This window comes from Sutcliffiella sp. FSL R7-0096, from assembly GCF_038595065.1.
Lineage (GTDB): Bacteria > Bacillota > Bacilli > Bacillales > Bacillaceae_I > Sutcliffiella_A.
In genome coordinates this window covers 3380972-3403594 of the sequence record NZ_CP152003.1, presented here as the reverse complement: position 1 = coordinate 3403594, position 22623 = coordinate 3380972, and the positions used below count along the sequence as shown (strand labels likewise).

At 43.3% G+C, this 22623-nt stretch carries 25 protein-coding genes and 1 other annotated feature; of the genes, 20 read left to right on the top strand and 5 right to left on the bottom strand.

Annotated features, from left to right (window positions below; genetic code table 11):
* Positions 1-169 precede the first annotated feature (169 nt).
* The 7 genes from radC (at position 170) to MKY77_RS17440 (ending at position 6320) form a co-directional block, all read left to right on the top strand.
* A complete protein-coding gene (gene radC, locus MKY77_RS17470) occupies positions 170-841 on the top strand; it encodes a DNA repair protein RadC (protein WP_339149855.1) in 672 nt (223 codons plus the stop codon).
* Between the two features lie 192 nt (positions 842-1033).
* Positions 1034-2050 carry a rod shape-determining protein gene (locus MKY77_RS17465; protein WP_339147051.1) on the top strand — a complete coding sequence of 339 codons (1017 nt, stop codon included), beginning with the start codon at positions 1034-1036 and terminating at the stop codon, positions 2048-2050.
* A 14-nt stretch (positions 2051-2064) separates the two neighbouring features.
* Positions 2065-2952 carry a rod shape-determining protein MreC gene (gene mreC / locus MKY77_RS17460; protein WP_339147050.1) on the top strand — a complete coding sequence of 296 codons (888 nt, stop codon included), beginning with the start codon at positions 2065-2067 and terminating at the stop codon, positions 2950-2952.
* A complete protein-coding gene (gene mreD, locus MKY77_RS17455) occupies positions 2949-3470 on the top strand; it encodes a rod shape-determining protein MreD (protein ID WP_339147049.1) in 522 nt (173 codons plus the stop codon). Before mreC ends, mreD begins: the two co-directional genes overlap by 4 nt.
* Before the next feature lie 298 nt (positions 3471-3768).
* A complete protein-coding gene (minC, locus tag MKY77_RS17450) occupies positions 3769-4488 on the top strand; it encodes a septum site-determining protein MinC (RefSeq protein ID WP_339147048.1) in 720 nt (239 codons plus the stop codon).
* A gap of 3 nt (positions 4489-4491) precedes the next feature.
* Positions 4492-5292 carry a septum site-determining protein MinD gene (gene minD / locus MKY77_RS17445; protein WP_339147047.1) on the top strand — a complete coding sequence of 267 codons (801 nt, stop codon included), beginning with the start codon at positions 4492-4494 and terminating at the stop codon, positions 5290-5292.
* 59 nt (positions 5293-5351) lie between these two features.
* Complete coding sequence (locus MKY77_RS17440; protein ID WP_339147046.1) at positions 5352-6320, top strand: glycerophosphodiester phosphodiesterase family protein; 969 nt, start codon at positions 5352-5354, stop codon at positions 6318-6320.
* Positions 6321-6355: 35 nt separating this feature from the next.
* On the opposite strand, the gene MKY77_RS17435 is transcribed toward MKY77_RS17440, so the two are convergent.
* From MKY77_RS17435 to MKY77_RS17425, 3 genes are read right to left on the bottom strand one after another with little or no spacing between them, the layout of a single operon-like run.
* The gene (locus tag MKY77_RS17435) at positions 6356-7717 is read right to left on the bottom strand and encodes a prepilin-type N-terminal cleavage/methylation domain-containing protein (RefSeq protein WP_339147045.1); all 1362 of its coding nucleotides are present in this window, start codon (positions 7715-7717) and stop codon (positions 6356-6358) included.
* 19 nt (positions 7718-7736) lie between these two features.
* Complete coding sequence (locus tag MKY77_RS17430) at positions 7737-8255, bottom strand: hypothetical protein (protein WP_339147044.1); 519 nt, start codon at positions 8253-8255, stop codon at positions 7737-7739.
* A 1-nt stretch (position 8256) separates the two neighbouring features.
* Positions 8257-8631 (bottom strand): type II secretion system protein, encoded by a 375-nt coding sequence (locus tag MKY77_RS17425; protein ID WP_339147043.1) that lies wholly within the window; start codon positions 8629-8631, stop codon positions 8257-8259.
* Positions 8632-8822: 191 nt separating this feature from the next.
* Here MKY77_RS17425 and MKY77_RS17420 point away from each other — a divergent pair, with 191 nt between their 5' ends.
* From MKY77_RS17420 to pheA, 10 genes are all read left to right on the top strand, one after another.
* Positions 8823-9605, top strand: coding sequence for a M23 family metallopeptidase (locus MKY77_RS17420; RefSeq protein WP_339147042.1), 783 nt, complete (start codon positions 8823-8825; stop codon positions 9603-9605).
* Positions 9598-10467 carry a M50 family metallopeptidase gene (locus MKY77_RS17415; protein WP_339147041.1) on the top strand — a complete coding sequence of 290 codons (870 nt, stop codon included), beginning with the start codon at positions 9598-9600 and terminating at the stop codon, positions 10465-10467. The genes MKY77_RS17420 and MKY77_RS17415 overlap by 8 nt, the downstream gene beginning before the upstream one ends.
* A gap of 207 nt (positions 10468-10674) precedes the next feature.
* Positions 10675-12126 (top strand): Rne/Rng family ribonuclease, encoded by a 1452-nt coding sequence (locus tag MKY77_RS17410; RefSeq protein ID WP_339147040.1) that lies wholly within the window; start codon positions 10675-10677, stop codon positions 12124-12126.
* A gap of 58 nt (positions 12127-12184) precedes the next feature.
* Positions 12185-12273 (top strand) — a sequence feature (ribosomal protein L21 leader region).
* Positions 12274-12288: 15 nt separating this feature from the next.
* Positions 12289-12597, top strand: coding sequence for a 50S ribosomal protein L21 (gene rplU / locus MKY77_RS17405; RefSeq protein ID WP_339147039.1), 309 nt, complete (start codon positions 12289-12291; stop codon positions 12595-12597).
* A gap of 15 nt (positions 12598-12612) precedes the next feature.
* A complete protein-coding gene (locus MKY77_RS17400; RefSeq protein WP_339147038.1) occupies positions 12613-12939 on the top strand; it encodes a ribosomal-processing cysteine protease Prp in 327 nt (108 codons plus the stop codon).
* Between the two features lie 12 nt (positions 12940-12951).
* Positions 12952-13242 carry a 50S ribosomal protein L27 gene (rpmA, locus tag MKY77_RS17395; protein WP_168863583.1) on the top strand — a complete coding sequence of 97 codons (291 nt, stop codon included), beginning with the start codon at positions 12952-12954 and terminating at the stop codon, positions 13240-13242.
* A 227-nt stretch (positions 13243-13469) separates the two neighbouring features.
* Entirely contained in the window at positions 13470-14003 is a 534-nt protein-coding gene (locus MKY77_RS17390) for a Spo0B C-terminal domain-containing protein (protein WP_339147037.1), read from the top strand.
* Positions 14004-14249: 246 nt separating this feature from the next.
* Complete coding sequence (gene obgE, locus MKY77_RS17385) at positions 14250-15533, top strand: GTPase ObgE (RefSeq protein WP_339147036.1); 1284 nt, start codon at positions 14250-14252, stop codon at positions 15531-15533.
* A 115-nt stretch (positions 15534-15648) separates the two neighbouring features.
* Entirely contained in the window at positions 15649-16122 is a 474-nt protein-coding gene (locus MKY77_RS17380) for an ACT domain-containing protein (protein WP_342515389.1), read from the top strand.
* A gap of 72 nt (positions 16123-16194) precedes the next feature.
* The gene (pheA, locus tag MKY77_RS17375; protein WP_339147034.1) at positions 16195-17067 is read left to right on the top strand and encodes a prephenate dehydratase; all 873 of its coding nucleotides are present in this window, start codon (positions 16195-16197) and stop codon (positions 17065-17067) included.
* Positions 17068-17167: 100 nt separating this feature from the next.
* On the opposite strand, the gene MKY77_RS17370 is transcribed toward pheA, so the two are convergent.
* A complete protein-coding gene (locus tag MKY77_RS17370) occupies positions 17168-17704 on the bottom strand; it encodes a transcription repressor NadR (protein ID WP_237663666.1) in 537 nt (178 codons plus the stop codon).
* Positions 17705-17707: 3 nt separating this feature from the next.
* Positions 17708-18853, bottom strand: a complete 1146-nt coding sequence (locus tag MKY77_RS17365; protein ID WP_339149854.1) for an IscS subfamily cysteine desulfurase — start codon at positions 18851-18853, stop codon at positions 17708-17710.
* A 143-nt stretch (positions 18854-18996) separates the two neighbouring features.
* Between MKY77_RS17365 and nadB the strand changes: the two genes are divergently transcribed.
* From nadB to nadA, 3 genes are read left to right on the top strand one after another with little or no spacing between them, the layout of a single operon-like run.
* Positions 18997-20616, top strand: coding sequence for an L-aspartate oxidase (nadB, locus tag MKY77_RS17360; RefSeq protein WP_339149853.1), 1620 nt, complete (start codon positions 18997-18999; stop codon positions 20614-20616).
* The gene (nadC, locus tag MKY77_RS17355; protein ID WP_339147033.1) at positions 20573-21415 is read left to right on the top strand and encodes a carboxylating nicotinate-nucleotide diphosphorylase; all 843 of its coding nucleotides are present in this window, start codon (positions 20573-20575) and stop codon (positions 21413-21415) included. The genes nadB and nadC overlap by 44 nt, the downstream gene beginning before the upstream one ends.
* 4 nt (positions 21416-21419) lie before the next feature.
* A complete protein-coding gene (gene nadA / locus MKY77_RS17350) occupies positions 21420-22523 on the top strand; it encodes a quinolinate synthase NadA (RefSeq protein ID WP_339147032.1) in 1104 nt (367 codons plus the stop codon).
* Positions 22524-22623 lie beyond the last annotated feature (100 nt).

Genomic DNA, 22623 nt, shown 5'->3' with positions numbered 1-22623 from the left:
AGCTTGCACCTTTTAGAGTACGTAATTAGTAAAAAGTCCAATTGCCGACTTTTTACAAGAAAATAGTAACAATCTTTGAGAAAAGAGCCTAATAGAACGGTCGTGGCATGACCCTCCATCCACTAAAAGGGGAGGAAGAAAATTGGAATCCACCACATCCACCGCACTGATGATTAAAGATTATCCCGAAGATCAACGGCCAAGAGAGCGAATGATACAGGATGGACCGAAAAGCCTGTCCAACCATGAGTTGCTGGCCATCCTGCTACGTACTGGTTCAAAGGACGAATCTGTCCTGCAGCTGGCCAATAAGCTCCTAGTGAATTTTGAAGGACTGCGCCTTTTAAAAGATGCTTCTATTGAAGAAATCATCGAAACAAAGGGAATTGGGAAGGTGAAGGCCGTTCAGATTATGGCTGCCGTCGAACTCGGACGGAGAATCCACCGCTTGCAATATGAAGACCGATATGTAATCCGATCTCCGGAGGATGCTGCCAATTATGTCATGGAAGACATGAGGTTTTTATCACAGGAACATTTTGTTTGCCTCTATCTTAATACGAAAAATCAGGTCCTCCATCAACAGACTGTCTTTATCGGTAGCCTAAATGCATCCATCGTGCATCCGCGCGAGGTATTCAAAGAAGCTTTCAGGCGATCTGCTGCCTCGTTCATCTGTATCCATAATCATCCATCGGGCGATCCTGCTCCAAGCCGGGAGGATATAGATGTCACAAAACGATTAAGTGAATGCGGAAAGCTGATTGGTATAGAGCTTTTGGACCATTTGATCATCGGCGATCAGAAATTCATCAGTTTAAAAGAAAAAGGCTATGTGTAATACTAGGCATTTTGCATATCCTACGCTATAATATTACTCATGAGTTTCGAAGGACAACCTTCTTAATCCATCAAATTTCTACAAAAAAACTTATCCACATGTTTATGAAAATAAAAGGGCATGCTTCGTCCGTTTTATCACTTTTCATTTACCACTATTACGCATTAGTATCAGAAAGGGAGATACACTTATATGTTTGGAACGAGAGATCTTGGTATTGACTTGGGAACAGCCAATACATTAGTTTTTATTAAAGGAAAAGGTATTGTTGTGCGTGAACCTTCTGTTGTCGCATTGCAGACCGATAACAGGCAGATTGTCGCGGTCGGTAACGATGCAAAAAACATGATCGGTCGAACTCCGGGGAATGTTGTCGCACTTCGTCCAATGAAAGACGGAGTCATTGCGGACTATGAAACGACAGCGACCATGATGAAATATTATATTAAACAAGCTTTAAGGAACAAAAGTTCCTTTTCACGCAAGCCATATGTGATGGTTTGTGTGCCATCGGGTATCACGGCTGTGGAAGAAAGAGCGGTAATCGATGCGACTCGCCAAGCTGGCGCGCGTGATGCGTATCCGATCGAAGAGCCATTTGCTGCGGCAATCGGTGCGAACCTGCCTGTATGGGAACCAACAGGAAGCATGGTGGTGGATATTGGTGGCGGAACGACCGAAGTAGCCATCATCTCACTTGGAGGTATCGTAACAAGCCAATCAATCCGTGTAGCAGGGGATGAAATGGATGATGCCATCATTGCCTATATCCGTAAAAACTACAACCTGATGATCGGGGAGCGTACCGCAGAAGCCTTGAAGCTTGAAGTAGGATCTGCTGGGGATACAGAAGGGATCGAGCCAATGGACATCCGTGGCCGCGATCTTTTGACAGGACTTCCGAAAACAGTGGAAATCACTGCAAAAGAAGTAGCTGAAGCTTTGAAGGACACAGTGACGGCCATTGTAGATTCTGTTAAAGCGACATTGGAGCGCACACCTCCTGAACTGGCGTCAGATATCATGGATCGTGGAATCGTACTGACAGGTGGCGGAGCTTTACTCCGTAACCTGGATAAAGTGATCAGCGATGAGACTAGAATGCCGGTGATTATTGCCGAAAATCCATTGGATTGTGTGGCAATAGGAACAGGCAAAGCATTGGATTATATTGATGAGTTTAAAAAGAAATCAAGAGATTATCGCTAAGTAGGTGTTAAGTCATGCCACAATTTTTCCTCAATAAAAGGTTGATTATTTTGTTGGTGAGCTTAATTTTTCTGGTGGCATTGATTGGTTTCTCTTTAAAAGAACGGGACGATTTGACATGGCCTGAACAGTTCGTAAAGGACTCGACAGGCTTTGTCCAATCTATCTTTTATAGGCCCGCACATTTTGTCGCGGGCTTCTTTGATAATGTAGGATATTTAAAAGATACGTATGAAGAGAATAAATTGCTGCGTGCTAGACTGGAAGAATATGCTCTTTTAGAAACAAAGGTCCAAAAGCTAGAAAAAGAAAACGACGAGTTTCGTGAAGTGATCGGGGAACTCGATTCGCTTCGTGATTATGAACCAAAACCTGCCACCGTCATTGGCAGAAACCCTGATCAATGGGTCGAGCAAATCACGGTGAATAAAGGGAAGCAAAACGGTGTGGAAAAGGACATGGCGGTCGTCACCTCGGGTGGACTGATCGGTAAGGTCAAACATGCCAATGCCTTTACTTCCACTGTGCAACTCCTTAGTTCCTTGGATCCAAAGAACCGCATCTCTGCGTACATACAAGGAGAAGAAGACATATTTGGGTTGATCGAAGGCTATGATGAAGAAAAAGGCGCCCTTCTGTTAAAGCGTATCCCTCACCAAGCGGAAGTGAAGGAAGGGGAAACCGTACTATCCTCCGGGTTGGGCGGTGTATTCCCGGAAGGTCTGATGATTGGTGAAGTGACGGAGGTTGTGGCAGATGAGTATGGATTGACGCAGATGGCCTATGTCAAACCAGCCGCTGACTTCTATAACATCACTCAGGTTATGATTGTAAAACGAACACTCATATCAGGAGAAGAGGAACCAACAGAAGAAGCTGCCGAAGAGGGGGGCTCTGAGTGAGAAAATATATCTTACCAGCCCTGCTTCTTTTCTTATTTATACTCGAAAGCATGAGCGTCGATTTCTTTGGCCTTCACGAAATCCGGGAAGACTGGATTATCGTACCTAGGTTTATGTTGATTGTCATCGTCCTCTGTGCCATCTATACAAGCCCATATGTGGGCCTGATCTGTGCCATGCTGTTCGGCTTTCTCTATGATATAGTTTATACGGAAATCCTGGGTGTCTATCTATTTGCATTCGGGGTGTCCGTCTATATTGTTTCCGGTATCTTGAGATTTGTGAATACAAATTACTTGATATCCTTTTTATTGGTGCTACTATCCATTACCATCACCGAGCACCTTGTCTTTGGAATCCATTCCTTGATTGGGACAACACAACTGGTCCATTCCGAATTTTTATACATGCGAGTCGTACCTACACTAGTATTTAATGCCATCATCACATTAATACTACTATTTCCAATCAAACTCTTCATGGAGCGCCTTGCAATCGAACAAAAGGATGAGTTGTAAGATATTTTTTAAATAATCATTGTAAATGTAAGTCTTCTAGCTTTTGATTGGAGCACAAGGCGAAGACTCCTCCGAGAGGTAGCGCTTAGTGGAGACCCCGCAGGCTTGCCGAGGAGGCTCCACAAGGGCCCCGTGGAAAGCGAAGCCTAGTGCGTAAATCAAAAGCGGAGTTACAAGGGAACTAAAAGTTATTGGAAAAGCCCCATCCCCCAAAAAGGGACGGGCTTTTCCATTACATAAAAAATCTAGCAATCTTTTTTTTATTTTATGGATATAGGAAAAAGGAAATAGAAGGACAATGTCGAATTATATACTTGTTGAGGTGAACGTCGTGAATAGACAAAAACAACAGTATGTAACCATTAAGGGCACAAAAGAGGGCTTAACCCTGCATCTCGATGATACATGCTCGTTTCCAGAGCTTTTAGCTGAAATAGAAGCAAAATTAACGTCGAATAGCAATCCGGACGAAGCGCCGCTCTTAGGTGTACGTCTAAGAGTCGGAAATCGTTACTTAACCAATAAGCAGCAGGAAAAATTACGAAATGTAATTCGAAGCAAGAAGAACTTTATTGTGGAAGACATAGAAAGCAATGTAGTAACAAAAGAACAGGCAATCCAGTGGAAAAAAGAATCCGAGATTCTACCTGTTGCAAGGATGATCCGATCAGGGCAGGTGCTAGAAGTGGAGGGAGATCTCCTCTTGATAGGAGATGTCAATCCTGGAGGTACGGTGAAGGCAGGCGGCAATGTATTCGTTATGGGTGCGTTGAGGGGAAGTGCCTATGCTGGCCTACAAGGCAAAAAGGATGCTATCATAGCTGCAAGTTTGATGAAGCCTACATTGCTTTCCATTGATAACACAATAAACCGCGCTCCAGATTTAAGTGAGCAACTAGAAGGAAGCAGTGAGATGGAATGCGCCTATATAGATGATCAAGAACAAATTGTCATAGACCGCTTACAATTGCTTTCACAACTAAGACCGATGTTAACACGGCTTGAAAGGAGAATGTAACAAGTGGGAGAGGCTATCGTAATTACTTCCGGTAAAGGTGGAGTCGGCAAAACGACAACTTCTGCAAATATAGGAACGGCTCTTGCATTACAAGGAAAAAGAGTATGTTTGATAGATACAGATATTGGGTTAAGAAATCTCGATGTTGTCATGGGACTTGAGAACCGTATCATTTATGATCTGGTCGACGTCATTGAAGGTCGTTGCAAAACACATCAGGCCTTGATCAATGATAAACGCTTCGAATGCCTGAAGCTCTTGCCTGCAGCGCAAACAAGTGATAAGTCGGCTGTAAAACCGGATCAAATGAAAAAACTAGTGATGGAACTGAAGCAGGACTATGATTATATCATCATAGACTGTCCTGCTGGTATCGAGCAGGGCTTCCAGAATGCCATTGCCGGTGCTGACAGAGCCATCGTTGTCACAACACCTGAAGTATCTTCTGTACGTGATGCAGACCGTATTATCGGATTGCTCGAGAAAGAGGAAAACATCCAACCTCCTCGTCTTGTTGTCAATCGTATTCGAAACCATATGGTAAAGAACGGCGAGATGCTTGATGTAGATGAAATTGTATCCATACTTGCAATCGATATCATTGGTATCGTTGCAGATGACGATAGTGTCATCCGCGCATCTAACAGTGGGGAACCGATTGTCATGGATCCGACAAGCAAAGCGTCCATCGCGTATCGTAACATTGCAAGACGCATTTTGGGTGAATCCGTGCCGTTGCAATCCCTTGAAGATGAAAACAAAGGCGTTATGTTTAAAATAAAAAAATTCTTTGGCGTACGCTAAGGGTTCAATCGAGCCGTCTCTTAAAAGAGGCGGCTTTATTTGAATGGGAGAGGGACAAATTGAAGAACATCAAAAAAGCGTTCAAGTATATTGGGATCGGTATTATCATTTTGATAGTTTTTATGTTTTTAAATAACACCTCTCTCTTTATGGAAAGAGAGAATGTTGAAGCGAAGTATCTTGCTCATAGGGGCGTGCATCAAACGTTTACGATGGAGGATATTACCCGGGATGCATGCACCGCAGAACGTATCTTTGAGCCTGAACATGCCTATATCGAAAACACTATCGCTTCCATGGAAGAGGCGTTTCGACTTGGAGCAGACATAGTAGAATTGGATGTTCATCCAACAACGGATGGAGAATTTGCCGTATTTCATGATTGGACATTGGAATGCCGTACAGACGGTGCGGGGGTGACCCGCGAGCATTCCATGGAGGAACTGCGTCAATTGGATGTTGGGCATGGTTATACCGCAGATGGTGGCAAAACATACCCATTCCGAGGAAAAGGAATAGGACTCATTCCTACACTTAAAGAAGTGTTGGAACAATTTCCGAATCAAGAGCTACTGATCCACATTAAAAGTGATGATCCCAAAGAGGGGGAGCTGCTAGCGGACTATCTGGAAAAGAACACCGTTAATGGCATGGAACAATTAACCGTGTATGGAGGAGACCAACCTATCTCTAGCTTAAAAAACATGGTGCCTGATATGAGAGTGATGTCCAAAGGATCGATGAAGAGTTGCCTGATCCCATACCTTGCCATTGGATGGACGGGCTATGTTCCTGAAGCATGTGAAGGAACACAACTTCATGTACCTGAAAAGATTGGCCCATTTCTATGGGGATGGTCCGGCAAGTTTCACGAACGTATGGAAAAAGTAGATACAAGGGTGGTTATTGTTGCTGGGGATGGAGGTTTCTCCGAAGGATTTGATTCGAAAGAGGATCTGGAGAGAATACCTGATTATTTCTCGGGATACATTTGGACGAACCGGATAGAGGTACTAAGTGGTAGATAAAGGTAAAGCTGCTCATGGTTCTGAGCAGCTTTTTATTATTGAAATGGAAGGGCACTCTCAACTTGAAAAAAGTTCTCGATATTGTTAAATGTAATGGAGGGATTGGTTTGTGTGTAAAAACCGTCCCTTGCAATAACGATCCCTTCAAATGAAGCCCCGCCAAAGGTTACCTTTCCGTAAGGAGCGATAAGTATTCCTTTTAAACCTTTTGCACCTAAGCCTGTAATAGTTATGTCGCCTTTGCTTACTACTACTACATTATTTAGGTTGTTGTGATTGTATGAAGTAGAAGTGTAATTATTAGCAAAGATTTTTGAGTTTTCCTGAAGTACTCCTCCAGTAGCATAACCGTTGTTTCGATACCAACTATCTTCCTTCAAAGCTGGCATCACATTCTCAAATAAATCTTCATTAGTAGGCACATCCAATGGATTATATGTTTTTTTTCTACCTACCACATTCCCACTGTGTCGTTCTGTAATTATTCCTGCAATATAAATTTCATCGGCTTGTATCAATGCAGACCAATTCACAAAATTAACATTCCCACTAATGAAAACCTTTTTGGCAGTGATTTTTCCACTACTTTCAAAGTGCACGTTGCCGTCAATAACAACAGTATCAGCATTAATTTCCGATCCACCGTTATTCAGATTTACATCGCCATTAATATGGATCGCCTCAGTTGTTCCGATCCTTCCGAGTTTGGTACTGCTATCAAACGTTACGGCATTTCCTTTTTTATCGATTAAAACTCTATGAACTACCACTTGGTTGTTACCAGTGAACCTTAGATCCTTTTTATTATAGTTGTTTATCAGAATCGTTCCTAACTTTTCTTTCGGAACCCCATTGACAGGTGTTGATCCATAAATACCAAAATCCGAACCGAAAATAAAAATATTCTCATATAGGAAAGACTCGTACATAGTTGGTGGCGGTTCTACTAGAAGTGGTGGGTCTTTCTTAATATTTATGGAACTCTGTACATGGCTAGGCTCTAGCGTCGTACTTACATTAAAAGTTTTATTTAAGTTATCTATAAGCGTAAAAGTCACATCTGTTTTTTCAGATGGATCAATTTGTATGCAATCATTTTTGTCAATTACTGTTTGATTGATGGAAAAATCCTTGAATTCCATTTCGTTACTTGCTAATAAGTCTTGAGGGCACAATGTGTAATTAGGTGACGTTGTTTGATGATTTTGTCTTATGGATGAAATAATAATATTTGATTCTTGCCTTAAGATAATGTGTGAACCCGTTGTTTCTTCATGTTTGATAGTTGTAGCAAGTACACTGAAAGTTAAAGTTCCTACGAAGGCTAGAATAGCAAGGGAAACCAGCACTTCTAAAAGGGTAACACCGGATTGATTTAAAGAAAATTTCCTTTTCATTAGTAATAATCTCCTGTTTTTAATTTTCCTCTAAATCAAAATCGATTATGGGAATGATCATCTCTTTTGTAAAATATCTCGGTGCTTCACTATTTAAGGAGGTGGAAATTTGATAGTTGATGGTTCCGGTTGCTCGCATGACGCGAATATTTGTCAGTTCTATTTTATATCCATCTGTTTCTAAAAAAGTGGAGTTGTGATTACTCTCAATTTTGTTCGTTACATTGCGGAGAACGTATTGATTTAGGTTATCATTTTTCTCTTCACGAGACTTTGCGTTCCACGCTTCTTTATTATCGGGAGCCCAATCTTCAGGAAACTCCCAATCTTCAAGTATATCAATTACTTTTTTCTCGAAATAGATAGTCCCCATTTCAGCAAGTTTATCGTGCTGAATGATTTCTTCTGTTTTTTTGTACTGGAGACTACTTGAAAGTACCGAATTTATTAAAGGCGGAATAAACAATCCGATCAAGACGATAGTTAATAATACATATAGAAGTGCATAGCCTTTTTGGGAGTTTTGATTTGTCATCATTTCATTTGTCCTCCCTATAACTATAGAGTTCTGTAGTTAATGAGGTAGGTGTAAGGGATGGATCAGTATACACTTTTACGGCTATCGGTACTAAGTCCATGTTTTGATGAGCGGAGAGCTCAGTAATTTCAACGTAATAGTCTTTACCGTTTAAAGTGTGCTCCCGGGTATATGAATTGCTGGCTTTGTATTCAGATAGCATTTTTTCGGCTAGATTTATGGAAATGATTTTGTTTTCATTATGAGAGGAGTACTTTACCGTTTGAGAGAAAAAGCCTAACATACCTGTAAAGATAATACCTAAAATAACAATGGATACTAGAATTTCTATCAACGTTAGTCCTTTTTGGTCATGAATTCTTTGATTTATTCTCACTATATTCCCCTACTTTTTTCAAGGTTAACAATACTACTTTCTTCCTATTCTTCCATTATACTAAAAACTTTTAAAAGGTAATCTATTTTTTCCTGAAAATAATAGATTTAAAATGCTTCTTGATGACCCGTCATATCCTACCGGGACAAGTCATAAAATGGTACAAACCTATTTGCGGGAAGGGTGTTTGTATGAACGATCGGATAGCGGAAATTAAAAGAAGGGCCGCAAAGCGCAGGAAGCAACGGCAGAACCAATTGCCCAAACGGAATAACTCGGGGCCAACACAACATATTATGCGTGATGAGGAGAGGTATGGAGGGTCAGGCTATTCCTCTTATGAAAGTGGACCTGATGGGAATGGTGGACATCCTCTATTCAACAAGGAAATGTTCATGTTCAAGATTTTGGCGTCGGCGATTCTTGTGTTGGTTGTGGCCATTATGTTCCAGAACCCTTCCGGTGTGTTTGAAAAGCCGCGTCAGTTTGTCTCGAAAACGATGGAGCAAAGCTTTCAGTTCGCAGCTTTTACTAACTGGTATGAAGAGAAGTTTGGGAAGTCCTTGGCACTCTTACCGTTACCTAATAATAGTGCACAGCCCCAGGTGAATCCGGATGATTATGTCATCCCGGCTTCCGGTAGGGTTTTTGAGAGCTTTGAGGTGAACGGGCAGGGTGTGATGGTGGAAACGATGGCTCACTCTAATGTGGAGGCGATGAATGGGGGCTTTGTCTCGTTCGTCGGAGTTAAAGAGGACACAGGAAAAACAGTCATCATCCAGCACGCAGATAACAGCTACACGTGGTATGGACAGCTTGGGGAAGTGGAAGTGAAGCTCTATGATTATATTGAGACAGGCGATGTGCTCGGAAAAACGACGGTGCTTGAGGATGGATCAAAAGGGATGTTCTATTTTGCCATCCAAAAGGATAATGAATTTATCGACCCTATGCAGGTGATATCATTTGAATAATAAGTGGCTGAGGCTATTTCAGAAAATACATGTCCATCCACTCATGTGGTTTTTGGTGGGACTGGCCATTTTGACTGCGAGCTTCCGGGAGCTGTTACTACTTTTTTTCATTGTTCTAGTTCATGAGCTAGGACATAGTGTTGCGGCAACGCACTATAATTGGCGGATCAAACAGGTACTGCTATTGCCGTTCGGCGGGGTGGCTGAAATGGAGGAGCACGGGAACCGTCCCTTGAAAGAAGAACTGATTGTCACACTCGCGGGGCCATTGCAGCATGTATGGCTTGGAGCGGGTGGTTTCCTTCTATATGAGATGGGGTATTTATCTCCGGGGATGTGGGAGTTGTTTTTCACCTTTAATTTGATGATTTTCCTTGTGAACCTTCTACCGATCTGGCCACTTGATGGCGGGAAAATCATGGGGCTGTTGTTCAGCAGGTTCTCCCCATTTGCACAGGCCCATGAGCGGACACTAAAGGTTTCCTTTGTCATCTTGGCGCTTTTTACTGCGACGTATCTGTTTATTGACCCGTTGCATATCAATGTTTGGATCATTACGATTTTCCTCTTTTTTTCCTTATATACAGAATGGAGACAGAGGCATTTCATGTTTATGCGATTTCTGATGGAGCGGTATTACGGAAAGAATAATTCCTTTTCAACCATCACCCCGATTGTCGTCGATGAAAAAGAGAAGATCCATCAGGTGCTTCAAAGGTTCAAGCGCGATTGCAAGCATAATATCATTGTGATGAAGGGAAACGATAAACAGCCACCGCTTGATGAAAATGAGTTGCTTCATGCTTATTTCAAGGAGAAGTTGACGACAATTGATATAGGAGATATCCTGTATTCATACTAGGTTCTTTTCGTATACGGTGTTGCTTTGTCGTATTTTTATAACACCTGTTTTTATTTTGCTGTCCTGCTCTTTTCCTGGTTTAACATAAAAGGTTACATGCCTTATTCAGAGCGGATAAGCGGTAAAAAGACTTTTTACCAATAATATAAACAATAGTCGAGAAAAGAGCCTTACTAAAACTTCACGTTGAAAGCTGGGGCTAATTCATTGATAGAGTTAATTATGGATATGAAAGCGACGGAGAAACGGGTCGCGATAAAAGAGGATGACAAAATTGTCGAGTTATTGATTTACCGGCCAACTTCTCATCCGATTGAAGGGAATATATATGTGGGTCGCGTTGTGAATGTCCTGCCAGGCATGCAAGCCGCTTTTGTTGATTTTGGACAAAAGAAACCAGGATATCTTCATCGTGACCATTTGTGTTCTTATCAAACCTCTACCCTCTCCAAATCGGAAAAGGAACAAAAGGGCATTTCCCATTTTGTCCACCAGGGAGAAGCAATTCTCGTACAGGTAGTCAAGGAGGGCGAAGGGACAAAAGGAGCAAAGCTGACGGGTCTCCTTGAGTTTCCGGGGACACATATTGTGTACCAGCCATACGGGAAGTATAAAGCCATTTCCAAGAAAATGTCGGATGCCAAAAGGCAGGAATGGCGAAAGCTTTTGCAGGAATGGCTGACTTCAGAAGAAGGGGTTATTTTACGGACGGCAAGTGAGCATATTGAGGCCGATGTGGTGGAGGCGGAATTGTTGGAGTTGCAGCAGCAGTTCTTGGAGGTCCAGGAGAAGCAAGGCTCGGCGGTAAAGATTCCTTGTCTGGTACACGAAGAAGATCATTTTTTATCAAAAATACTAAGAGAGATCCCTGCTTCTGATGTGAAACTTGCTGAGGTGGATGAGGTCTACACTTCCCAGCTTTTGAAAAAGAAAGGCTATCCTGTCCGCTTTTATCAAGGCAAGGAAGGCATATTTAAAAGAAGGGGCATGGAGCAGGAACTCGAAAAAGCGTTGAAGCGGATCGTGTGGCTGCCAAGTGGAGGCTACATCATCATTGAACACACCGAAGCGATGACGGTCATTGATGTGAATACGGGTAAATACATAGGAAAGACCGGTCAAAAAGAAACGGTGCTGAAAACCAACCTCGAAGCGGCAGTCGAGATTGCGAGACAGCTTCGTTTAAGGCAGATCGGCGGCATCATTATTGTCGATTTCATTGATATGACAAATGACGGGGAGCGGCAGCAGGTGTTCCGTTCTGTACAGAATGCGGTGCAGAAAGACCGCTCCCATGTGAGGGTGATAGGATTTACCGAACTGAACCTATTGCAACTTACGCGTAAGAAGGTGCGTGAACCATTGACGAACATGTTGCTGCAACCTTGCGAACCGTGCGAAGGGAAAGGTGTGGTGTTTTCTGTGGATACTGTCACCTATCAACTGGAGCGTGAACTTCTGGAGTTTAAAGGAAGTGATGTCGAAGCGGTAGTGGTGGAAGCAAGCATAGAGGTCGTCAACAAACTGATGAGTCTTTCTGCTATAATGGAAAGAACGGGACTCGAGATTTATTTTATTAAAAAAGACGGGGTCCCACGTTTTGAAGTTAGGTTTGCCGGGTCTGTCGAGGACGCGAAAGAAAGGTTAAAAACGCTCTGAAACCTTATTGACATAAGGGTTTGGAATATGCTAAGATGTTCTTTGTTAGTTTGTAGCACCCGTGCTACAACCGCACAGTCCAGGTTCCGTGAAATATGGGCGTGAATTCGTTACATATACCTGATACTGGCGAGTCTGAGTCTATTGAGGAGGTGCAAGAGAATGTACGCAATTATTGAAACAGGTGGTAAACAAATCAAGGTTGAAGCAGGTCAAACGATCTACATCGAAAAACTTGATGGAGCTACTGGAGATGTAGTAACTTTCGACAAGGTTCTTTTCGTTGGTGGCGACGATGTTAAAGTCGGTAGCCCACTAGTAGCGGGAGCAACTGTAACGGCTAAAGTTGAAAAACAAGGTCGTGCGAAGAAGCTTACTGTATTCAAGTACAAAGCGAAGAAAAACTACCGTAAAAAACAAGGTCATCGTCAACCTTACACAAAAGTTACTGTTGATGCAATCAACCTGTAATTTAAAGGTGATCGGATGATTAAAGTTACAATTAAACGAGACGATCACAAGTTGATCCAATCGTTTACCATAACTGGACATGCTAACTTTGCCAAAAAGGGTGCAGACATTGTGTGTGCCGGGGTTTCTGCCGTATCTTTCGGTGCGGTGAACGCGGTCATGTCATTATGTCAGGTTACTCCTGATATTGAGCAAGGGGCAGATGGATTTTTAAAGTGTTCGGTCCCATCCGGTCTGGATGAGGCGACACATGAGAAAGTACAGCTGTTGCTGGAAGGTATGGTTGTGTCTTTAGAGACGATTGAACGTGACTATGGAAATTATATAACCATTTCTAAGTAGGAGGTGGAATACATGTTAAGATTAGATCTTCAGTTCTTTGCTTCCAAAAAGGGAGTAGGTAGTACTAAAAACGGTCGTGACTCTATCTCTAAGCGTCTTGGCGCTAAGCGTGCAGACGGTCAACTAGTATCTGGTGGTTCTATTTTATACCGTCAACGCGGTACTAAAATTTACCCAGGAGCAAACGTTGGACGTGGTGGAGACGATACATTGTTCGCGAAGGTTGACGGAATCGTTCGTTACGAGCGCCTAGGCCGTGACCGCAAACAAGTTAGCGTATATCCTGTTGCTCAAGAAGCATAATTCCAAAGGAACTCTAGCCTATGTTTAGGTTAGAGTTTTTTTATTGCGCTGGACAAAAGAACAGCTAGGCAAAAAATGCAGAAGCAAACTTTATATATTCGACATATATTCGACGTCATTAACGAAAATCCTTTAGGGGTCTGACCCCCTTTTCTTCTTTTTTTATGCTATAATCGACATAGTTAAGAAGGTGTTGGAATTAAAGTTGGGACTAGGAGTACGGTATTATGATAAATAGAGGGACGTTGGATGTGTTGCGTCATTCGAGGCATGATTGGCTTAATCGGATTCAGTTGATTAAAGCGAATTTGTCTTTGGGGCGTTTGGAGCGAGTGAATAATTTGATAGATGAGATTGTGCTTGAGGCTAATCATGAATCCAATTTGACGAATTTACACGCCCCTGCATTTGCAGAATATCTGATTACCTTCCATTGGGAGCCGAGATTGTTTGCGATGGAATACGAGGTCATCGGGGAGCCGGTGAACTTGTCAAAAGCGGATGGGGTATTATACAAATGGATTTCTTCTTTGTTTACCGACCTAGAAAATGCGGTGAACAAAAAAGCAGATAACCATTTGTTTTTAAGTTTGAATATAGAAGAGGCAGAAGAAATTCGTTTCTTTTTTGATATAAATGGAATACTAGAAGATACAGACTTTTTAACGGAGTGGCTGCAAACACAGCCGGATGGATTTACAGTGCATGAACAGGCGATAACATCTGAGCAAAGTACCATCCAGGTGTCTTATAAGCTTTAAAAAGCCGATTTTCGTAAACTTTGTTGCTGTTTCGTAAATAAATAATTAGTCTTATATTACTTACTGACGTGCTCTTTTCCCTGTTTTAGAATGCAGACTAATTGCGATTTTTAGGTAATGTAATCAGTAAAAAGTCCAATTGCCGACTTTTTACTCGTGAATAGCAACAATTTTTAAGAAAAGAGCTTTAAAAAATGAACGCAAAAGGTGTTCTTTTACCTTTTGACATATCGGAGTGAATAATCAATGTTTGTCGATCAGGTCAAGATTTATGTAAAAGGTGGCGACGGTGGGAACGGAATGGTAGCCTTCCGTCGTGAAAAATATGTGCCGGATGGTGGACCAGCTGGCGGTGACGGTGGTAAAGGTGCGGACGTCATCCTTCAAGTAGAAGAAGGGCTACGTACGTTAATGGATTTCCGTTACAAGCGTCACTTTAAAGCAAACCGTGGAGAGCACGGAATGTCCAAGAACCAGCATGGCAGAAACTCGGAAGCTATGATTGTAAAGGTTCCACCTGGAACTGTAGTCATGGACGATGATACAAAGGAAACATTAGCTGACTTAACAGAACACGGACAACAGTATGTAGTTGCGAAGGGTGGACGTGGAGGTCGCGGAAACACGCGCTTTGCTACACCTAGAAATCCTGCTCCGGAAGTAGCCGAAAACGGGGAACCAGGCCAGGAGCGCTATGTCGTACTTGAATTGAAAGTGCTTGCCGATGTTGGACTTGTGGGTTTCCCAAGTGTAGGGAAGTCTACCCTTTTATCGGTTGTATCTGCAGCAAAACCGAAAATTGCCGAATACCACTTCACCACTATCGTACCAAATCTTGGGGTAGTGGAGACCGAAGACGGCCGCAGCTTTGTCATGGCCGATTTACCAGGTCTGATTCAAGGTGCGCATGAAGGTGTAGGTCTTGGACATCAATTCCTACGTCATATCGAGCGTACTCGTGTCATCATCCATGTAGTGGATATGGGCGGGCTAGAAGGCCGTGATCCATATGAGGATTACAAAACAATCAATGAAGAGCTGAAAGAATATAATCTGCGTCTCACAGAGCGTGCACAAATTGTCGTTGCCAACAAAATGGACATGCCGGATGCAGAGGAAAACCTTGAAATATTCAAGCAACAGGTGGGCGATGAAGTGAAGGTATTCCCTATCTCTGCTCTTACCCGCAGCGGTCTTCGCGACCTATTGTACGCGGTGGCGGACGAGCTTGAGCATGCACCGGAGTACCCGCTTTATGAAGAAGAAGCGATTGAGCAACGCGTGGTCTACAAGCATGAGAAAGAGGAAGCAGACTTCAGAATCACAAGGGATCCTGACGGTGCTTACGTACTTTCTGGCGAAAAGCTGGAGAAACTGTTTGTGATGACAAACTTCAACCATGAAGAGTCTATCAAGCGTTTTGCCCGCCAGCTTCGCGGAATGGGTGTCGATGAAGCATTGCGTGCACGAGGTGCCAAAGACGGCGACATCGTGCGTCTTCAGAAATACGAATTTGAATTTGTAGAATAGATTTACAGGAGGGGATAATTCATATTATCCTCTCTTCTTTACATATAGCGATATCCTGTTGACTGATCACCTGGAACGAAGTCCACAGGAAGTAAACCAAATTTTTTATCCTATAATGCTTTATGAGAAAAAGGAGAGATATCCGATGTTAGAGGAGAAGTTCTTTTTAGTGCGGGAAGATGTCCTGCCCGAAGCGATGAAAAAGTCGCTTGAAGTGAAAGAAATGCTTGCTCGGGGGAAAGTGGAGTCCATCGCCGAAGCAGTCCAGAAGGTGGACCTCAGCCGCAGTGCCTTTTACAAATACCGCGATACCGTTTTTCCGTTCCACACCATGGTTAAAGAAAAAATCATGACCTTGTTTTTTCATCTGGAAGATCAGACAGGTGCGTTGTCGCAACTTCTTGCAACCGTTGCCACTGTCGGATGCAATGTCTTGACTATTCACCAGACCATCCCGCTTCAAGGGAAAGCAAACGTCACCCTTTCCCTTGATATGTCCGGGTTGAAAGGTGATATCAATGCTTTACTTTCGATGTTAAAGCGATTAGAATTTGTAGATAAAGTAGAGATTTTGGGGACAGGCGCTTAACACCGGATTCCTATTGGAAGGTGGGAAGGTGCAACCCTGAGTAAGCATAGTTTAGATAGGGGAGTAGAGAGAATGACACCATCACAACAAAGAATTGGATTTTTAGGGCCGAAAGCAACGTTTACCGATATGGCCGTGACAAGATTTTTTCCAGAAGCTAGTAAAAAGGCTTTTTCCACAATCCCGGAATGTATGGATGCGGTGTTGGAAGGGGAGGTTGAGTTTGCGGTTGTACCGCTTGAAAATGCGATTGAAGGGTCTGTCAATGTAACGCTAGATTATCTGATTCATGATTGCCCTCTTCCGATAGTAGGAGAATTGACAATCCCCATCAGCCAGCATCTTTTGGTACACCCTGAAACTGTTCATAGTGGCGATGAGTTGGAAGTAATTTACTCCCACTCGCATGCGATTGCTCAGTGCCATAAATTTTTACATAAGAAATACCCGAATGCAGTTTATGAAACAACATCATCGACGGCCGCAGCAGCTAAATTGATTTCCGATCACAGGGTTTCCCAAAAGGCTGCGTGTATCGCCAATGCGCTTGCCGCAAAGGAATACAACCTGAAAATCCTTCAGGAAAACATCCATGATTATGACAACAATCATACCAAATTCATCATTCTCCATCGTGATGATACGGTAAACTTATATAATGAAGAATATAAAAGCGCAGGGGAGAAGACCACCATGATGGTGACGCTTCCGACCGATCAATCAGGTGCATTACACCAAGTGTTGTCTGTGTTTGCGTGGAGAAAACTAAACCTATCCAAAATTGAATCACGTCCGATGAAAACGGGTTTGGGTAATTATTTTTTCATCATTGATGTGAATGAGGCAATGGACCATCCGCTCATTTCGCCGGCCATCGAGGAGCTGGAGGCGCTTGGGTGTTCCGTGAAAGTGTTGGGGAGATATAATAGTTATTTATTGAAATGAAAAATGAAAAGGCCTGTCTGGAATGCGTGTTGGTGCATTCCAGACAGGCTTTTGTTTTGGAATAGTAGCGTTGTCTTTGGCTCTGGTAAAAGGATTTGACCTATTCCACAATCATCCCGGCATCTTTCAATGCTGCGCATGCTGCATCCAACTTCTCGTCCGAATCCGCTTCAATCGTATGCAGGTGCGTCCCATCTGTCAGTTGGGAAAGGTAGGATGCCTTCGTCTGTTTTATTTTACGTATGAAAGCATCGACTTCTGCACGGCTCGATACCATCACCGATGCATTTAAGTCGCCATAGACCGGATGTTCGATTCGCACGTCTTTCACGGTTACGCCATGATCGACTAAGATATACAGCTCTTCTTTCGTGCGATGGGGTTCATGGAAGGAAACGATGATGCGCTCCTTTTTCACCTGCTCTCCGAAAGGTTTCATATAGACGTAGCCTTGGCTTGTTGCCAGGATCGGTTCGTTTTTAGCTTTCAAAAGGGAGATGTCCTGAACGATTACCTGTCTGCTTACATTGGTCCGTCCAGCCAATTCTCCGCCGGTCAGCGGCTTGTCTTCCGTTTGCAGCCAATGCAACAGCAGGTTTCTTCGCTCTTCCCCTAGGACTTTCTTTTCTTGGGTCATTAATCAGCCGCTCCTTTTCATCTGTTCTTCTATGATTTCTTTTAAGGCCTGCACCGCAAGCTCCAGATCTTTGATAGTTGTGTGTTTTCCAAATGAGATGCGAATGAATTCTCGTGCTTGGTCATCTGTTTTGCCAGTGGCTAGCATGGTGCGGGAGGGGGATTGGGAACCAACCTGGCACGCACTTCCTGTAGAAATCGCGATGCCTTTTCTGTTGCACTCCAACATCACATGCTGCCCTTCCAATCCTGTGATCCTAAGACCGAGTATATGTGGCAACCCGTTGGTATGCTCGCCTTCTACGGATATTGGTAGCCAGGCCTTTTGGATCTGTCTCAAGAAAAAGATCCGAAGCATTTCATATTTTTCTCTCAAATCCTTCAGCAATGGTTCCAACGCCTGTGCGGCGGTCAAAAAGGAGGCAATTGCAGGAACATCCACGGTTCCTGGACGCATTCCCTTTTCATGACTGGCCTCTTCGTATGGTGACTTCCAAGTTGCCTTTGGATCAATATATAGTGCACCCACGCCCTTTGGACCATAAATTTTATGGGCGGAGAGGGACAGGCTTGTCAGGTGGAACTTTTCCACATCTATAGGTATTTTACCAAAAGTCTGTACACAATCGCTATGAAAGAGGATGTTTTTCTCTTTTAATAGAGAGCCTATTGCTTCAAGTGGTTGCAGGATACCAGTTTCCGAATTGGCATGGTGGATGGAAACGAGGCATGTATCTTCCCTCAATGCCGCTTTTAACTGAGATAATGCGATGATGCCATTTTCGTCCACAGGTAGCCATGTTACGTCATAGCCTTCTTTTTCGAGTGTCTTGCATAGAGCGTGAATGGAAGCATGCTCGGTTTGGGTTGTGATGAGATGCTTTCCTTTCTGTTCATTTCCTTTTAGGAGGGAGCGGATTCCCAGATAGTTTGCTTCACTTCCGCCACTTGTAAAATAGATTCCCTCTGCTTTTCCGGAAATCATCCGGGCAAGCTCGGATCTGCATGTTTCAAGAAGGTTGGTAGAAGCGGAGCCGTAATCATGCAAACTGCTGCTGTTGCCGTAATATTGGCGTGCAACCTGTTGGTAGGCCTCTAAGGCTTCTTTGCTCATAGGAGTAGTTGCGGCATAATCCAAATATATCATCAGTAAATCTCCTTCTCGATTGAAGTGTGCTAAACCAGTTCATCTAGCGATCTTCTAGTCTTTGAAAAAATCTCTTGTCATCAGTATAAAAATATGTAAATATAGGTGTCAAGACACTTATATACACAGGAGGTTTTTTTGTGTCTATTTTACGACCAAATGTCATTGTAGTTGGAAGCGGATTGTCTGCTTTGCTGACTGCAAATTATTTAAGTGAGCACATGAATGTGATTATTTTCACAAAGTCAAGTAAAAAAGATAATAATTCTTTTCTTGCACAAGGCGGGGTTGCTTGTGCCATCGAACATACAGATTCATGGAAACTACATTATGAGGATACACTTTCGGCTGGCTGCTACCATAACGAAGAAGATGCGGTGGAGGTTCTGACGAAGATGGGGCCGGCTGAATTGCAGCACCTCATTCAAAAAGGCATGCAATTTGATAAAAATGGCCATGGCGATTATATGCTTGGGTTGGAGGGTGCCCATTCAAAACGCCGCATCCTCCATGCAGGCGGAGACCAGACCGGAAAGGAATTGATGGAGTGGCTGCAATCAACACTATCTGAGAAGGTCCTGGTGGTGGAACATGAAACCGTTATCAAGATTTTAGTCGAAAACAATAGCTGTTGTGGTGTGCAGACATTTAATCTTAACGGAGAAAGAACGAATTATTTTGCTTCTTATGTGGTGCTTGCTACAGGCGGGGCAGGAGCGCTCTATCCATACACATCCAATAATGAAAGTATCAACGGGATGGCCCTGTCCCTTGCGTATCAAGCAGGTGCTGCACTGACAGATTTGGAGTTTATGCAGTTTCATCCGACCATGCTCTCTGTGGAAGGAAAAGTGGTTGGGCTGATTTCGGAAGCGGTGCGGGGGGAAGGTGCTTATCTCCAAAATGGTAAGGGTGACCGTTTCATGAAATCGACCCACCCACTTAAGGACCTGGCACCTAGAGATGTTGTCTCAAGGGCAATTTTTCATGAACTGGAGCAAGGGGAAAAAGTTTATCTAAATATTGATGGAGTGGATAAGTTCGAAGAGCGGTTTCCTGCCATAACCAACCTTTGCACGAACCATGGCATCAACCTGAAGACAAAGCTTATTCCAGTAGTCCCTGGCGCCCACTTTTATATGGGGGGTATTCAAACGACCATCCATGGTGATACGACTTTGCCTGGACTATATGCTGTTGGGGAGGCTGCTTGTAATGGAGTACATGGGGCTAATAGATTGGCGAGCAACTCCTTATTAGAGACCATTGTCTTTTCCAAAACGCTTGCAGAGCATCTTCTGAAAAGGGAGCCTTCCAATCAAGACGTGCCATGGAACCGAAGCACCATGATGACAAGAGATTTAGACCTGTTGCAACAAAGGGCAGTGCCACTTCCAAGTAAATCAGACATCCAGCAAATGATGATGAAGCATGCTGGTATTGTCCGGCATGAGGATGGATTGACCGAATTGAGAAATTGGCTGCTAACCTATCAGCCATATTGGCAGGCGGTTCATCATTTTACAGAAATCTTTGAAATGGAAGTTTTAGAAATAATTCATATGCTTCAATTAAGTTTCCTTATAACAGAATCCGCACTCCAAAGACAGGAAAGCAGGGGGGCGCATTATCGATCTGACTATCCTGTGTCCCATGATGCGTGGAGAAAGGTCAGAATTATTCATACAGAGAAAAAATCAGGGCTAAAGGAGAGGGAGTCAAATGAATACCATCATGCTGCAAGAGATGCTGCGTGGTTTTTTTAAAGAAGATATGGGAGAAAGGGATGTCACTTCCGACGTTCTATTTCAAAAAGAGGAAAAAGGGAGAGGGACATTCCTATCGAAAGAGAATGGGGTATTTGTCGGTCAACAAGTGATACAAGAGGCATTTGCTATGCTTGATTCCAACATTGCGGTGACCCTTTATAAAAAAGATGGTGAGCGGATGGAAAAAGGGGAAGTCATCGGAACGGTGGAAGGAAGCATGAGGGCACTTTTAGGTGCAGAACGTGTATCCCTGAATCTGATTCAGCGACTTAGCGGAATCGCCACATTGACTGCAGAAGCTGTATCCACCCTTTCAAGTGACCATTCAAAAGTCTGTGATACTAGAAAAACGACACCTGGATTAAGAATGATAGAAAAGTATGCTGTCACTTGCGGTGGGGGATATAACCACCGATTTGGATTATATGACGGGGTAATGATTAAAGACAATCACATCGAATTTGCCGGTAGCATCACAGAAGCGGTAAAACGAGTGCGCGAGAAAATTGGCCATATGATCAAAATCGAAGTCGAAACAGAAACACTGGCACAGGTGCAGGAAGCAGTGGAAGCTGGAGTGGACGTCATCATGTTTGATAACCGTACACCTGAAGAGATAAAAGAATACATCCAACATGTACCAAAGCATATCGTTACGGAAGCGTCTGGTGGGATCAATCTTAGCACTATCGCTTCCTACCGTGAAACAGGTGTCGATTATATATCGCTCGGCTACCTTACCCATTCTGCACGAGCGCTGGATATAAGTTTTAATGTTGGGATGAAAGGGGTTTAACAGGGTGAATATATTAGAATTAGTGAAAAAAGACAACGGGATGTTGCCCACAAAATATCATGATATGTCAATAGGGGAAATGAAAACGAAAGTAAAGGCAATAAAAGAAAGAATGGGAACTGACCTCTTTATACCGGGCCATCATTACCAGAAGGATGAAGTGATTGAATTTGCGGATGCTACGGGGGATTCCCTTCAGTTGGCTCAAGCAGCTGCTGAGACAACAGCGTCCAATATTGTTTTTTGTGGCGTTCACTTTATGGCGGAAACTGCGGATATCCTTACAAATCAAGATCAGGTGGTGGTTTTGCCGGATATGCGTGCAGGCTGTTCCATGGCTGACATGGCAGACATCCATCAGACCGAACGTGCATGGATAGAGTTGGAGCAGGTTTTTGGCGATACGGTGCTGCCGCTCACCTATGTAAACTCGACGGCTGCCATCAAGGCATTTTGCGGAAAAAGAGGAGGGGCAACCGTCACCTCATCGAATGCGCACAAAATGGTAAAGTGGGCATTTACCCAAAAGGAAAGAATCTTATTTTTGCCAGATCAACACCTTGGGAGAAATACAGCCTATGATCTAGGCATTCCTCTTGATGAAATGGCTGTTTGGAATCCGATTACAGACAAATTAGAATACGAAGGTGACCCATCAAATGTTAAGGTCATCCTCTGGAAAGGCCATTGTTCCGTCCATGAAAAGTTCACGCTCGCCAATATTGCCGAGCTAAGAGCAGAGAAGCCTGACATGAACATAATCGTCCATCCGGAATGCACGTGGGAAGTGGTGCAGCAAAGCGACCTTGCAGGCAGTACGAAATATATCATAGAAACAATCGAAAAAGCGCCCGCTGGAAGCAAATGGGCAATCGGTACCGAAATGAATCTGGTGAACAGAATCATCCAGCAGCATCCGGACAAGGACATTGTATCGCTCAACCCTAACATGTGCCCATGTCTCACCATGAATCGAATCGACCTTCCTCACCTATTATGGGCATTAGAATCCATTGAAAAAGGAAAGGTCATCAATCGCATCACTGTAGAAAAAGAAATAGCAGACCACGCCATTTCTGCCTTGGACAAAATGCTAGAACATGCCTGAGAATTTCTGTGCTTAGGTAGTGGGCTGCTGGATGCATTATGTGTACTTTGTTGTTGTGTTGAGAGCAAAGGTGCGTAACAGCTGCGAAAATAAGTTTTGG

Excerpts from the sequence above, each read along its gene's own strand:
- radC (WP_339149855.1), top strand. The coding sequence starts at position 170 with ATGATTAAAGATTATCCCGAAGATCAACGGCCAAGAGAGCGAATGATA.
- MKY77_RS17465 (WP_339147051.1), top strand. The coding sequence starts at position 1,034 with ATGTTTGGAACGAGAGATCTTGGTATTGACTTGGGAACAGCCAATACA.
- mreC (WP_339147050.1), top strand. The coding sequence starts at position 2,065 with ATGCCACAATTTTTCCTCAATAAAAGGTTGATTATTTTGTTGGTGAGC.
- minC (WP_339147048.1), top strand. The coding sequence starts at position 3,769 with ATGTCGAATTATATACTTGTTGAGGTGAACGTCGTGAATAGACAAAAA.
- MKY77_RS17435 (WP_339147045.1), bottom strand. The coding sequence starts at position 7,717 with ATGAAAAGGAAATTTTCTTTAAATCAATCCGGTGTTACCCTTTTAGAA.
- MKY77_RS17430 (WP_339147044.1), bottom strand. The coding sequence starts at position 8,255 with ATGATGACAAATCAAAACTCCCAAAAAGGCTATGCACTTCTATATGTA.
- MKY77_RS17420 (WP_339147042.1), top strand. The coding sequence starts at position 8,823 with ATGAACGATCGGATAGCGGAAATTAAAAGAAGGGCCGCAAAGCGCAGG.
- rplU (WP_339147039.1), top strand. The coding sequence starts at position 12,289 with ATGTACGCAATTATTGAAACAGGTGGTAAACAAATCAAGGTTGAAGCA.
- MKY77_RS17400 (WP_339147038.1), top strand. The coding sequence starts at position 12,613 with ATGATTAAAGTTACAATTAAACGAGACGATCACAAGTTGATCCAATCG.
- rpmA (WP_168863583.1), top strand. The coding sequence starts at position 12,952 with ATGTTAAGATTAGATCTTCAGTTCTTTGCTTCCAAAAAGGGAGTAGGT.
- MKY77_RS17390 (WP_339147037.1), top strand. The coding sequence starts at position 13,470 with ATGATAAATAGAGGGACGTTGGATGTGTTGCGTCATTCGAGGCATGAT.
- obgE (WP_339147036.1), top strand. The coding sequence starts at position 14,250 with ATGTTTGTCGATCAGGTCAAGATTTATGTAAAAGGTGGCGACGGTGGG.
- MKY77_RS17380 (WP_342515389.1), top strand. The coding sequence starts at position 15,649 with ATGCTTTATGAGAAAAAGGAGAGATATCCGATGTTAGAGGAGAAGTTC.
- pheA (WP_339147034.1), top strand. The coding sequence starts at position 16,195 with ATGACACCATCACAACAAAGAATTGGATTTTTAGGGCCGAAAGCAACG.
- MKY77_RS17370 (WP_237663666.1), bottom strand. The coding sequence starts at position 17,704 with ATGACCCAAGAAAAGAAAGTCCTAGGGGAAGAGCGAAGAAACCTGCTG.
- nadC (WP_339147033.1), top strand. The coding sequence starts at position 20,573 with ATGAATACCATCATGCTGCAAGAGATGCTGCGTGGTTTTTTTAAAGAA.